The sequence below is a fragment of the Roseobacter sp. HKCCD7870 genome (genome assembly GCF_037830315.1).
In the GTDB taxonomy this organism is placed as follows: Bacteria; Pseudomonadota; Alphaproteobacteria; order Rhodobacterales; family Rhodobacteraceae; genus M30B80.
The window spans coordinates 237,762-249,690 of record NZ_JBBLYO010000001.1; the positions used below are offsets into that span (position 1 = coordinate 237,762).

Below are 11,929 nucleotides of genomic sequence, written 5' to 3' on the forward strand. Positions count from 1 at the left end.
AACAGGGCTGCCAATATGGCACAATTCGGGGGGCAAGATGAAGCTCAGTACAAAAGGCCGATACGCGATGGTGGCTATGGCCGATCTTGCCTTGCAAGAGGAGGGCGCGTTGACCTCTCTCGCGGATATTGCCAAGCGGCAGGATATTTCTTTGCCCTATCTTGAGCAGCTGTTTGTAAAATTGCGCCGCGAGGGTTTGGTGGTGTCTGTGCGCGGGCCCGGCGGGGGATATAAGCTGGCCAAAGCGCCCGCAGAAATTCGCGTGGTCGATATTTTCTCGGCGGTCGAGGAAACGGTTTCAGCGCTGCATAAAGGGGCGGGCGCCTCTGGCGGCATGTCGGGCAGTCGCGCGCAAAGCATGACCAATCGTCTTTGGGAAAGCCTCAGCGCCCATGTCTATGTCTATCTGCATCAAACACGGCTTTCGGATGTGATCCGCAATGATCTAACGCCATGCCCTGCGGTTCCGACCCTGTTTACAGTGGTGGATGGGGCCTGATGGCGCGGGTTTATCTGGATCACAACGCCACAATGCCGCTTCGGCCCGAGGCGCGTGCGGCGATGATCGCTGCAATGGATGTGGTGGGTAACCCGTCCTCCGTTCATCAAGAGGGGCGTGCGGCCAAGGCGTTGATGGAACGTGCGCGCAGTCAAATTGCCAGTGCCATCGGCGCAGAGGCCGCCGATATCGTGTTCGTGTCTGGCGCGACCGAGGCCGCCGCATTGGCCCTATCTAGGCGCAATCTTAAAGGAGCCGCGATTGAACATGACGCTGTGCGCGCGTGGATCCGTGAGGAGTTAGAGGTCGATGCGCAAGGTCAGGTACATGTAACAGATCCCGCAGACGCGACCCTGCAACTTGCGAATTCCGAAACGGGGATCATCCAATCCCTGCCCGAAGGTTTGGCCGTATCTGATTGGACGCAAGGCTTTGGCAAGCTGCCGCTTGCCTTTGATTGGTCGGGGGTCGATATGGCGTTTATCTCGGCGCATAAAATTGGCGGGCCAAAGGGAATCGGCGCGCTGATCTTGCGGCGTGGCCTTGATGTGGCGGTGCAAATTCGTGGCGGCGGTCAAGAAATGGGGCGCCGTTCTGGAACCGAGAATTTAATTGGCATTGCAGGATTTGGTGCTGCTGCACAGGCCGCCATACAAGATATTGAAAATGGCCTGTCGAAAAAGCTGGAAAAACTTAGAAATATTCTAGAAAAGACACTGGAACATCGCGCCAAAGATACTATTTTTGTCGGGAAAGATGTCGCGCGGCTTCCCAATACCAGCCTGATGGTCACGGAGGGGTGGAAAGGGGAAAGCCAAGTGATGGCAATGGATCTGGCAGGATTTGCGATTTCCGCAGGCTCTGCGTGTTCCAGTGGCAAGGTCAAATCCAGCGCCGTTTTGCAGGCGATGGGGCTGACGCCAGAGATGGCAGGATGCGCGATCCGTGTCTCTCTTGGGCCACAAACGCAGGAGGCCGATGTAATGGCCTTCGCGGAGGCTTGGGCCGATGCCTATGACAGGCGCAAGGCGCGGTCAGGGTTAAACCGCTAGGGGGCCGCATCATTATAAGATGCGGCAGGGCCGCCGTGCCGCACCCCTTGCGATCGAATAGATGCACGAGGGGGTGGGTGGTCTATACGCACCCATCAGGAAGAAACAGGAGTTGATCCCATGACCGCACTCGACAGCGATATCCGCGAAGGTGTCGATCGCGAAACCGTTGAAACCGTCAAGGCAATGGGTGGCGCGTATAAATACGGTTGGGAAACCGATATTGAGATGGAGTTCGCCCCAAAGGGCCTGAACGAGGACATTGTGCGCCTCATCTCGGAAAAGAATAACGAGCCCAAATGGATGCTTGATTGGCGTCTGCAGGCGTTCAAACGCTGGAAGCAGATGTCTGAACCTGATTGGGCCATGCTGAATTACACGGCGATTGATTACCAAGATCAACATTACTACGCCAAACCCAAAAGCATGACCGAAAAGCCCAAAAGTTTGGACGAGGTCGACCCAAAGCTTTTGGCGACTTATGAGAAACTGGGTATTCCCCTGAAGGAGCAAATGTTGCTCGCAGGGGTTGAGGGCGCAGATGCCGAGGCCGCACCGCGCAAAGTGGCGGTTGATGCGGTGTTTGACAGTGTCTCGGTCGGCACGACATTCAAGGATGAATTGGAAAAGGCAGGGGTCATCTTCTGCTCCATCTCCGAGGCGATTCAAAAGTACCCAGATTTGGTGAAGAAATATCTCGGCTCGGTTGTGCCTATTTCGGATAATTTCTTTGCCACTTTGAACTCTGCCGTGTTTTCGGATGGCTCCTTCGTTTATGTGCCGCCAGGCGTGCGCTGCCCTATGGAATTGTCCACCTATTTCCGCATCAATGCGGAAAACACGGGCCAATTTGAGCGCACATTGATCATTGCGGATAAAGACGCCTATGTGTCCTACCTTGAGGGCTGCACCGCGCCAATGCGCGACACCCACCAATTGCACGCCGCAGTTGTTGAATTGGTCGCCCATGATGATGCCGAGATCAAATATTCCACAGTGCAAAACTGGTATCCGGGCGATGAAAACGGCAAGGGTGGGATCTACAATTTCGTGACCAAACGCGCCGATTGTCGTGGGGATCGCTCTAAAGTGATGTGGACCCAAGTGGAAACAGGGTCGGCCATCACGTGGAAATACCCGTCCTGCATCCTGCGCGGTGATGACAGTCAGGGGGAATTCTACTCCATCGCTATCGCCAATAATGCGCAGCAGGCCGATACAGGCACCAAGATGATCCATTTGGGCAAGAACACCAAATCGCGGATTGTCTCCAAAGGTATCAGCGCAGGGCGCGCGCAAAATACTTATCGCGGTCAGGTCTCGATGCATCCAAAGGCAAAAAACAGCCGCAATTACACCCAATGCGACAGTTTACTAATTGGCGATAAATGCGGTGCGCATACTGTGCCTTATATTGAGGTCAAGAATAACTCCTCGCGGGTTGAGCATGAGGCCACCACTTCGAAAGTGGATGATGATCAGCTGTTCTATTGCCGCTCCCGCGGGATGGATGAGGAAGAAGCGGTGGCCTTGGTGGTCAACGGCTTCTGCCGCGAGGTGTTACAGGCGCTGCCGATGGAATTTGCCATGGAAGCGCAGCAATTGGTTGCAATCAGTCTTGAGGGGAGTGTCGGCTGATGAACTGGAAATATTGGCTCTCAGCAGGGGAACCACGCCCGCGTTATGCGCTGTTGGTTGCCGTTGGTGTGGTTGTGATGATGGCCTTGACCTATTCCATCTGGCATCCAGGTGGGCCAGGTCTGGCGGCCTTCGCCGCCGTGGCGGCCACCATTATCAGCCATGTGTCGGCAAAAATGATCATGCGGAAATAAGCCCATGTTGCCAGAGCTGTTGCATCAAACCGCGGGCATCGGTGTTGGCACCTTTCTTGGGGCGCTGATCGGCCTGTCCGTGCGGGCTCGCCAAGGCAAGCGCGGTGGATTGGTGCGCGGATCGCTCTTTTTGACCTCGGTTCTGGTGGGCATGGCGGCTTGGGTTGCAATGGCCGTGCTGCGCGGCGTTATGGGGTGAGGCGGATGATCGTTACAACAACACAATCTATCGAAGGTCAAAAAATCACGGACTATCGCGGTATCGTGGTGGGTGAGGCGATTTTGGGCGCAAATGTGTTTCGCGATATTTTCGCAAGCATCACCGATATTATCGGCGGGCGCTCAGGGGCCTATGAGGGCGAGATGGCCCGTGCGCGCGAAACCGCGCTGGCGGAAATGCAAGATCGCGCGCGCGAGCAGGGCGCAAATGCAGTGGTCGGTGTCGATCTGGATTACGAAGTTATCAACAATATGCTGATGGTCAGTGCCTCAGGCACGGCTGTCACAGTGGAATAAGGGAAAGGGCCCGCGCCCTTGAAGGAGAAGATAATGCTTGAGATCAGGAACTTACATGTCGAACTTGAGGAAGAAGGAAAGCAAATCCTCAAAGGTGTCGATCTGACCGTAGAGGCGGGCAAGGTTCATGCGATCATGGGGCCAAATGGCTCGGGCAAATCGACCTTGTCCTATGTGCTGTCGGGGCGCGATGGGTATAGCGTCACGGATGGTTCTGCCACTTTGCTGGGCGAAGACGTCCTTGAGATGGAACCCGAAGAGCGCGCCGCCGCAGGCCTGTTCTTGGCATTCCAATATCCCGTTGAGATCCCCGGTGTTGGCAATATGACCTTCCTGCGCACAGCACTGAATGCGCAGCGTAAACTGCGCGGCGAGGATGAGGTGAGCGCGGCAGAGTTTCTGAAACTGGTGCGCGAAAAGGCCAAGACCCTCAAGATTGACGCAGAAATGCTCAAGCGTCCCGTCAATGTGGGCTTCTCGGGCGGTGAGAAGAAGCGCAATGAAATCCTGCAAATGGCAATGCTAGAGCCCAAGATGTGCATCTTGGACGAAACCGATAGTGGCCTTGATGTGGATGCGATGAAACTGGTCTCCGATGGCGTAAACGCGCTGCGGGATGCGGGGCGCGGGTTCCTTGTGATCACTCACTATCAACGCTTGCTTGACCATATCAAACCTGATGTTGTGCATATCATGTCGGATGGCCGTATCATCAAAACGGGCGGGCCAGAATTGGCCTTGGAAGTAGAGAAAAACGGCTACGCGGATCTGTTGGCGGAGGTTGCGTAATGGCTTTGGCGCAGGCACGCATTGATTTGACCGAGGCGCGGATTGCGGCGCTTGAGTTGCCGCACGGGGCCAATTGGGCCAATGAGGCGCGCCACACAGCCCTCACACGGCTGCGCGCCATGGGTTTGCCGACCGCGCGGGATGAATATTGGAAATACACAAACCCCGCCGAGTTGACCGTGGCCGATGCGCCGGCAGCGGCGCTATTTGATCCGGGCCAAGATCGCCGCGTCTTTGAGGACATTGACCGCCTCAAGATTGTCTTTGTGGATGGTGTTTTTGATCCGGCTCAATCAGATGATCTCAACCTTGAGGGGCTGGAAATCTCGCGCCTGACGGATGTTTTGAAAACCGACATCCACTGGGCGATGGAGCTTTATGGTCATCTCGAAACCCATGGCCAAGACCCCGTTGCACGCCCCTTGGCCGCGCTGAACACGGCCTTTGCCACGGATGGCATTGTGATCCGTGCAACAGGGCGGGTGTCCAAGCCCGTCAGCCTCATCTATCTGCATCAGTCTGAAACCTCCGATGCCGTGCTGCACCATGTGATCCGCGTTGAGGAAGGCGCAGAGATGACCTTGCTTGAACAGGGCCCTGCGGCGGCGCGGTTCAATAAATGTACTGAGGTTGATCTGGCCCCGACCGCACGCTTTCATCACATCCGCGCACAGGGGCGCGATCACGCCCGCCGCGCCGTGACCCATAGCTTTGTGCGCGTGGCCGAGGCGGCGCATTACAAAAGCTTTACCCTCACCTGCAACGGCGTTCTGACCCGCAACGAGCATGTGATTGATATCGTTGGGGATAATGCAGTTGCCCATGTGGCGGGTGCGGCACTTGGCGATGGCAAGCGGGCCGAGTTCTATCATGACGACACGGTCTTTGTGACCCATCGGGGTGAGGATTGCGAAAGCCGTCAGGTGTTCAAAAAGGTGTTGCGCAACGGGGCCTCTGGCGTGTTTCAGGGGAAAATCCTTGTGACGCCCGGTGCGCAAAAGACCGATGGCTATCAAATCAGCCAAGCCCTGCTTTTGGATGATGACAGCACGTTCTTGACCAAGCCCGAGCTTGAGATTTACGCCGATGATGTGAAATGCAGCCACGGCTCGACCACTGGCGCGATTGATGAAGAGGCGTTGTTCTATCTGCGCTCGCGCGGGGTGGATCACTCAACAGCCACTGATCTTTTGGTTCTGGCCTTTTTGGCCGAGGCGATTGACGAGATCGAAGATGAGACGCTGCGCGCAGATATACTGGCCCAGCTGGAGCTGTGGTTGGCACGGCGGCGCGGCTAAAGGGTAGGGTCTGCAATGTCAGTCAGCCGCGATATTGTCGCCTCTTGGCGTCGCCCGCGACAGGTGCTGCGGTCTATGCTGAACCATGGCCGCCACGAGGATCGGGCGATTGCCTTTGTCATGATCGCGTGTTTCCTGATGTTTGTTGGGCAATGGCCCAAACTCAGCCGTGAGGCGTTTTTGGATCCATCGGTGCCACTGCAGGCGCGCCTTGCCATCACATTTTTCTCAATGATGATGGTGATGCCTTTGATGCTCTATGTTTTTGCAGGGATTTCGCATCTGGTGGCGAAATTGTTTCGCGGGCGCGGCACGTTTTATTCTGCGCGGCTGGCGCTGTTTTGGTCGCTTTTGGTGACGGCACCGCTATTTTTGTTGAACGGGCTTGTGGCAGGTTTCATCGGACAGGGGCCTGCATCAGATGCCACGGGTTTGGTGACATTGCTTGGCTTTTTGGTGATTTGGCTCGCGTGCCTGATTGAGGCAGAACGCGCGCCAGAGGCCGTAACAGAAGGGGTTTAGGCGCGTGAACCTGTCAGAGATTCTCACCCTATCGGGTCTGTGGCGTCACACGCGCGACACGATCCGTGCCCCGCAAGAGGCGGCGCAGGCGGTTCTGGCCCTTAATCTGCCGCGCAATGTTTTGTGGTTGGGCTTGGCCTTGGTCATTACCCTATCAACCCTGTTGGCAAGTGCGGTGTTGTTGATGGTGCCGATGCCAGAGGCGGGCGCAGGCGTGCCGATGCCTGTCGTTATGGGGATTGTTCAGGCGGTTTTCCTTGTTTTGGTGTCCCTTGGCATCGCGGTGATTGGCGCGCGCTTTGGGGGCAAGGGCGATTTTGACGGCGCGCTTGCATTGATGGTCTGGTTGCAGGCCGTGTTTCTGGTCGTGCAGGCCTTTCAAATCGCGGCCATTGCCATCGGTTTGTCGGTTCTTGCCGATATTGTCAGTCTTGCCTCTATCCCACTATTCTTTTGGCTCATGGCGCAGTTTGTCACTGTTTTGCATGGGTTTTCGTCCGTTTGGAAAACCTTTTGGGCGATTATCATGTTTCTCATCGCCTTTGCCTTTCTTCTTTCGCGAGTCGTGACAGGTTTCGGCCTTGTCCCAATGATGCCGTAAAGGGTTTCCATGTTTGATGTTGATAAAATCCGCGCTGATTTCCCGATCCTCTCCCGTGAGGTGAACGGAAAGCCATTGGTCTATCTCGACAATGGGGCGAGTGCGCAAAAGCCGCGCGCGGTGATTGATGCGATGACCCATGCCTATGAGGCGGAATATGCCAATGTGCATCGTGGGCTGCATCATCTCTCTATGGTTGCGACCGAGGCCTATGAGGGGGTGCGCGGCAAGATTGCGCGCTTCCTAGGCGTGGCGGACGAGCGCGAGATTGTCTTTACCTCAGGGGCCACCGAAGGGATCAATCTTGTTTCCTATGGTTGGGCCGCGCCGCGCCTGCAAGCGGGGGATGAGATCATCCTGACCATTGCCGAACATCACGCCAATATAGTGCCGTGGCATTTTCTGCGCGAACGTCTTGGCGTGAAATTGGTCTGGGTCGAGACAGATGTGAGCGGGGATTTGGATCCGCAAGCGATGATTGATGCGATCACCCCGCGCACGCGGCTGATTGCGATGTCGCATATGTCAAATGTGCTTGGCACAGTATTTGACGTCAAAACGGTGATTGATGCCGCCCATGCCCGCGATATCCCCGTGTTGGTGGATGGGTCGCAGGCGGCTGTGCATATGCCACTGAACCTTGATGCGCTTGGCGCGGATTTTTATGCAATCACAGGGCACAAACTCTATGGCCCGTCAGGATCAGGTGCGATCTATATAAAATCGGCGCGCATGGCTGAAATGCAGCCCTTCTTGGGCGGGGGGGACATGATCCGCGAAGTGCATCGTGATGAGATCACATGGAATGACCCCCCAATGAAATTCGAGGCGGGGACACCGGGCATCGTGCAGCAAATCGGTCTTGGCGTTGCCCTTGATTACATGAGCGCCGTGGGTATGGAGGCGATTGCCGCACATGAGGCCGATCTGACCCAATATGCGCGCACCCGCCTTGCGGGACTGAATTGGCTGAATGTTCAGGGGAATTCTGCGCATAAAGGCGCGATCTTTTCCTTCACCATAGATGGGGCTGCGCATGCCCACGATATTTCCACTGTGCTTGATAAAAAAGGTGTGGCCGTGCGCGCAGGCCATCATTGTGCCCAGCCTTTGATGGACCATATGGGGGTGACGGCCACCTGCCGCGCGTCCTTTGCAATGTATAACACCCGTGCCGAAGTAGATGCCTTGGTCGAAGCCTTGGAACTGTGCCACGATCTTTTCGCCTAAGCTCGCATGGATTGATGATTGCGAAACCGTGCCCACACCGCTAAAAGCGGGCTCAGGCACCCGTAGCTCAGCTGGATAGAGCGCTGCCCTCCGAAGGCAGAGGTCAGAGGTTCGAATCCTCTCGGGTGCGCCAGTTTTCTTTTTCATCTGGAATGCCGCCCCGCCGATCCTATAGCATATCGACAGATATGATTTTGGAGGGCGGGAGATATGGGCAAGATTGCGATTGTGGGGGCAGGGCTGATTGGTCAGGCATGGGGGGCTGTATTTGTGGCAGCGGGCCATGATGTTGTGCTTTATGATCCTATGGCGGGTGTTGCCGATGGGGCGGTGCCAAAGGTTTTGGCGCGGTTGCAGGATTTAGCCGATCACGGCTTGATTGCCGCACGAGAGTATCGCAGTCAGATCAGCGTGGCTGCGAGCTTGGCCGCGGCGCTTGAGGGGGTGATATATGTCCAAGAAAGTGGCCCAGAAAAGCGCGATGTAAAGGCGGCCCTGACTGCGGAGATGGATGCAATTCTGCCGCCTGATGTGCCGATTGGCAGTTCAACCTCGGGCATTCCTGCCTCGTCCTATGCGGCTGATGTCACGGGGCGCGCGCGGTGCTTGGTCGTGCATCCGATCAATCCCCCCCATCTGGTGCCCGCCGTTGAGATTGTGCCTGCCCCCTTTACCGCAGCTGAGGTCACCCAAAAAGTGCGCGATTTGATTGCACAGACAGGGCAAATTCCAATTACATTGAAGCGCGAGATTGACGGGTTTGTGGTTAACCGATTGCAAGGTGCGCTGCTGATTGAGGCGTTTAAGCTGCTGCAAAACGGCGTGGCCGCGCCCGAGGATATTGACCGCGCCATTTGCGATGGTTTGGGGATGCGATGGTCGTTTATGGGGCCGTTTGAAACGATCCACCTGAATGCACCAGGGGGCGTGTCGGATTATGTCACGCGCTTTGAGGGCATGTATCAGAGCATGTTTGAGGGCGATACAAAGATCAGCGATTGGTCATCCGCCTTAGACCAAGGACTGACGTCCTATTTGGATGCCCTGCACCCGCAAGACAGCCTGCCCGAGGCGCATCGCGCGCGCGATCTAAAGCTTATGGAGCTTTTGCGCGCGCGGCGTGCGGGGGATCGCAGGGGGTAAGCCTGTTAGCTTGCCCCTGCCTTTGCCATGTCGCGCAATTGGAATTTTTGGATTTTACCCGTGCTTGTGCGCGGGATCTCCGTGAAAATAAAATCACGCGGGCATTTGTAATGGGCGAGGCGGTCGCGGCACCATTCGCGCAGATCCTCTGCGCTGGCGCTTTCCCCTGATTTCAACTCGATAAAGGCGCAAGGCGTCTCGCCCCATTTCTCGTCTGGCTTGGCCACCACGGCCACGACAGCCACGGCAGGATGGGCATAAAGCACCTCCTCCACCTCGATGGAGGAAATATTCTCGCCTCCTGAGATGATGATATCCTTTGAGCGGTCTTTCAGCTGAATATACCCATCTGGGTGGATCACCGCCAAATCGCCCGAATGGAACCAGCCGCCCGCAAAAGTTTTTTCGGTGGCGCTTGGGTTGCGGAAATATCCCTTCATCACGACATTGCCGCGGAACATGACCTCGCCCAAAGTTTCCCCATCGCGCGGGACAGGCTGCAACGTATCGGGATCAAGCACATCCAGCTGTTCCAGCGGCGTGTATTTCACGCCCTGACGCGATTTAAGCCGCGCTTGTTCGGGCAGGGGCAAATCTGACCATTCCTGATGCCATTCATTGACCACGGCGGGGCCATAGGTTTCGGTAAGGCCATAAAGGTGGGTCACATCAAACCCCGCCTGTTGCATATCGGCCAAGACCCGCTCTGGTGGCGGGGCTGCGGCGGTAAAGAAATTCACCTGTGATGGCAGTTGCTCTCGCTCGGGCGCATCCAAGATCACCGACATCACAATTGGCGCGCCGCATAGATGGGTTACGCCATCCTCGGTCAGGGCGCGCCAAATCGGCGCGCTGCGCACTTGGCGCAGGCAGACATGGGTGCCGATAATGGCGGAAATTGTCCAAGGGAAACACCAGCCGTTGCAGTGAAACATCGGCAAGGTCCACAGATAGACCGCGTGTTTCTGCATCGAAGTAATCAGCGCATTGCCCTGTGCCAGCAAATAAGCCCCCCGATGGTGATAAACCACACCTTTGGGATCGCCCGTGGTGCCGGAGGTGTAGTTAAGCGCAATCGCATCCCATTCATCATTGGGCAGGGCCCATTGATAGTCAGGATCGCCTTTGGCTAGATAGGCCTCGTAATCTTCGGCTATTACATCGCTGCGCGGGCCGTAATATTCGGGGTCATCATATTGCACCAACTGCGGCTTGGATTTCGCCAGTTGCAGCGCCTCTTGGGCCAGTGGCATGAATTCCGCATCTACGATCAGGATTTTGCTTTCGGCATGGTCGATCTGAAAGGCGATGATGGCCGCATCAAGCCGCGTGTTAATAGAATGCAGAACAGCGCCGCACATTGGCACGCCGTAATGGCATTCCAACATGGCGGGTGTATTGGCAAGGATCACCGAGACATTATCGCCCTTGCGCACCCCGTCTTGTGTCAGGCGAGACGCCAATTGCCGCGCGCGCGCATAGAAATCGCGGTAACTGCGGCGCAAGGGGCCATGAATAATGGCCACATGATCAGGGTAACTGCCTGCAGCGCGCTCAAGAAAACTCAGCGGGCTGAGGGGTTGATGATTGGCCGCGCGCCGCGCAAGGCTTGGGTTATCGTGATAAATCTGGCTCATTTGTCCTGCCATTGTGGATGACGTTTTTCGATAAAGGCCCCTATCCCTTCTTCGGCATCATGGGTCAGCATATTATCCACCATAACCTGCGCGGCATAATTATAGGCTTCGGACAGCCCCATTTCAGCTTGGCGATAGAAGGCCGATTTTCCAGTGGCGAGGGTCATTGTGGATTTTCCGGCGATTTTGGCGGCCATCTCTTCGGTTGTGGCGCTGAGTTCTGCCTCAGGGACGGCCTTGTTCACCAACCCAATCTCAACCGCACGCGGGGCCGCGATCATATCGCCCGTCAACAGCATCTCCATCGCGTGTTTATGGCTGACATTGCGCGACAAAGCGACCATGGGGGTCGAGCAAAAAAGCCCAATATGCACCCCTGGTGTGCCAAAGCGCGCGCCGTCTTCGGCCACCGCCAAATCACAGGTCGCAACCAATTGGCACCCCGCCGCCGTCGCCACGCCCCGCACCTCGGCAATCACGGGCTTGGGGCAGGCCACAATCGCCTGCATTACGGATGCGCAAAGCGCCATGATCTTGGTGAAATAGGCGCGCCCCCCATCGTCCTCAGCGCGGGCGGCGGTCAATTCCTTTAGATCATGACCCGCACAAAAAGCGGGGCCACGAGAGGCAAGAATGACCATCCGCACCTCAGGATCATCGCCTGCCGCATGGATCGCCTCAAGAAGGCGGTTCAGCATCGCCTCAGACAGCGCATTGCGGCGTTTTTCGTCATTTAGGGTCAGACGTAAAATCCCCCGCGCATCAAGCGCGCTGTCTAGGATATTGGTTTGGCTGGCTATGGTCATGGCA

Annotated in this window: 14 protein-coding genes and 1 tRNA gene; 13 read left to right on the forward strand and 2 right to left on the reverse strand. The window is 56.4% G+C overall.

All coding sequences use genetic code 11. The annotated features are described in order from the left end of the window. Positions 1-37 precede the first annotated feature (37 nt). The 13 genes from AAC637_RS01240 (at position 38) to AAC637_RS01300 (ending at position 9,482) form a co-directional block, all read left to right on the forward strand. On the forward strand, positions 38-499 hold the full coding sequence (locus AAC637_RS01240) for an Rrf2 family transcriptional regulator (protein WP_340256538.1): 462 nt from the start codon (positions 38-40) through the stop codon (positions 497-499). After that, positions 499-1,551, forward strand: a complete 1,053-nt coding sequence (locus tag AAC637_RS01245; protein WP_340301964.1) for a cysteine desulfurase family protein — start codon at positions 499-501, stop codon at positions 1,549-1,551. The genes AAC637_RS01240 and AAC637_RS01245 overlap by 1 nt, the downstream gene beginning before the upstream one ends. Positions 1,552-1,671: 120 nt before the next feature. Then, complete coding sequence (sufB, locus tag AAC637_RS01250) at positions 1,672-3,189, forward strand: Fe-S cluster assembly protein SufB (RefSeq protein ID WP_340301965.1); 1,518 nt, start codon at positions 1,672-1,674, stop codon at positions 3,187-3,189. Then, positions 3,189-3,383 (forward strand): hypothetical protein, encoded by a 195-nt coding sequence (locus tag AAC637_RS01255; RefSeq protein ID WP_340301966.1) that lies wholly within the window; start codon positions 3,189-3,191, stop codon positions 3,381-3,383. Before sufB ends, AAC637_RS01255 begins: the two co-directional genes overlap by 1 nt. Before the next feature lie 4 nt (positions 3,384-3,387). Then, the gene (locus AAC637_RS01260) at positions 3,388-3,582 is read left to right on the forward strand and encodes a hypothetical protein (RefSeq protein WP_340301967.1); all 195 of its coding nucleotides are present in this window, start codon (positions 3,388-3,390) and stop codon (positions 3,580-3,582) included. A 5-nt stretch (positions 3,583-3,587) separates the two neighbouring features. Then, a complete protein-coding gene (locus tag AAC637_RS01265) occupies positions 3,588-3,899 on the forward strand; it encodes a heavy metal-binding domain-containing protein (RefSeq protein ID WP_340256141.1) in 312 nt (103 codons plus the stop codon). A 33-nt stretch (positions 3,900-3,932) separates the two neighbouring features. Next, positions 3,933-4,688, forward strand: a complete 756-nt coding sequence (gene sufC, locus AAC637_RS01270) for a Fe-S cluster assembly ATPase SufC (protein WP_340301968.1) — start codon at positions 3,933-3,935, stop codon at positions 4,686-4,688. Next, on the forward strand, positions 4,688-5,986 hold the full coding sequence (gene sufD / locus AAC637_RS01275; protein ID WP_340301969.1) for a Fe-S cluster assembly protein SufD: 1,299 nt from the start codon (positions 4,688-4,690) through the stop codon (positions 5,984-5,986). Before sufC ends, sufD begins: the two co-directional genes overlap by 1 nt. Positions 5,987-6,001: 15 nt before the next feature. Further along, complete coding sequence (locus tag AAC637_RS01280; RefSeq protein WP_340301970.1) at positions 6,002-6,508, forward strand: YIP1 family protein; 507 nt, start codon at positions 6,002-6,004, stop codon at positions 6,506-6,508. Positions 6,509-6,512: 4 nt separating this feature from the next. Further along, the gene (locus AAC637_RS01285; RefSeq protein WP_340301971.1) at positions 6,513-7,109 is read left to right on the forward strand and encodes a YIP1 family protein; all 597 of its coding nucleotides are present in this window, start codon (positions 6,513-6,515) and stop codon (positions 7,107-7,109) included. 9 nt (positions 7,110-7,118) lie between these two features. Beyond that, positions 7,119-8,339, forward strand: coding sequence for a cysteine desulfurase (locus AAC637_RS01290; RefSeq protein ID WP_340301972.1), 1,221 nt, complete (start codon positions 7,119-7,121; stop codon positions 8,337-8,339). Between the two features lie 56 nt (positions 8,340-8,395). Further along, positions 8,396-8,472, forward strand: a tRNA-Arg gene (locus tag AAC637_RS01295). A gap of 77 nt (positions 8,473-8,549) precedes the next feature. Continuing rightward, positions 8,550-9,482 (forward strand): 3-hydroxyacyl-CoA dehydrogenase, encoded by a 933-nt coding sequence (locus tag AAC637_RS01300; protein WP_340301973.1) that lies wholly within the window; start codon positions 8,550-8,552, stop codon positions 9,480-9,482. 5 nt (positions 9,483-9,487) lie between these two features. Here the strand turns inward: AAC637_RS01300 and AAC637_RS01305 are convergent, their stop codons facing one another. Together AAC637_RS01305 and AAC637_RS01310 are read right to left on the reverse strand one after the other, a co-directional pair. Then, positions 9,488-11,119 (reverse strand): acyl-CoA synthetase, encoded by a 1,632-nt coding sequence (locus tag AAC637_RS01305; protein WP_340301974.1) that lies wholly within the window; start codon positions 11,117-11,119, stop codon positions 9,488-9,490. Continuing rightward, complete coding sequence (locus AAC637_RS01310) at positions 11,116-11,925, reverse strand: enoyl-CoA hydratase (protein ID WP_340301975.1); 810 nt, start codon at positions 11,923-11,925, stop codon at positions 11,116-11,118. Before AAC637_RS01310 ends, AAC637_RS01305 begins: the two co-directional genes overlap by 4 nt. Positions 11,926-11,929: the final 4 nt, after the last annotated feature.

What these genes read in the sequence shown, in the direction of transcription:
- AAC637_RS01240 (WP_340256538.1), top strand. Translation starts at nt 38, where the DNA reads ATGAAGCTCAGTACAAAAGGCCGATACGCGATGGTGGCTATGGCCGAT.
- AAC637_RS01245 (WP_340301964.1), top strand. Translation starts at nt 499, where the DNA reads ATGGCGCGGGTTTATCTGGATCACAACGCCACAATGCCGCTTCGGCCC.
- sufB (WP_340301965.1), top strand. Translation starts at nt 1,672, where the DNA reads ATGACCGCACTCGACAGCGATATCCGCGAAGGTGTCGATCGCGAAACC.
- AAC637_RS01255 (WP_340301966.1), top strand. Translation starts at nt 3,189, where the DNA reads ATGAACTGGAAATATTGGCTCTCAGCAGGGGAACCACGCCCGCGTTAT.
- AAC637_RS01260 (WP_340301967.1), top strand. Translation starts at nt 3,388, where the DNA reads ATGTTGCCAGAGCTGTTGCATCAAACCGCGGGCATCGGTGTTGGCACC.
- AAC637_RS01265 (WP_340256141.1), top strand. Translation starts at nt 3,588, where the DNA reads ATGATCGTTACAACAACACAATCTATCGAAGGTCAAAAAATCACGGAC.
- sufC (WP_340301968.1), top strand. Translation starts at nt 3,933, where the DNA reads ATGCTTGAGATCAGGAACTTACATGTCGAACTTGAGGAAGAAGGAAAG.
- sufD (WP_340301969.1), top strand. Translation starts at nt 4,688, where the DNA reads ATGGCTTTGGCGCAGGCACGCATTGATTTGACCGAGGCGCGGATTGCG.
- AAC637_RS01280 (WP_340301970.1), top strand. Translation starts at nt 6,002, where the DNA reads ATGTCAGTCAGCCGCGATATTGTCGCCTCTTGGCGTCGCCCGCGACAG.
- AAC637_RS01290 (WP_340301972.1), top strand. Translation starts at nt 7,119, where the DNA reads ATGTTTGATGTTGATAAAATCCGCGCTGATTTCCCGATCCTCTCCCGT.
- AAC637_RS01300 (WP_340301973.1), top strand. Translation starts at nt 8,550, where the DNA reads ATGGGCAAGATTGCGATTGTGGGGGCAGGGCTGATTGGTCAGGCATGG.
- AAC637_RS01305 (WP_340301974.1), bottom strand. Translation starts at nt 11,119, where the DNA reads ATGAGCCAGATTTATCACGATAACCCAAGCCTTGCGCGGCGCGCGGCC.
- AAC637_RS01310 (WP_340301975.1), bottom strand. Translation starts at nt 11,925, where the DNA reads ATGACCATAGCCAGCCAAACCAATATCCTAGACAGCGCGCTTGATGCG.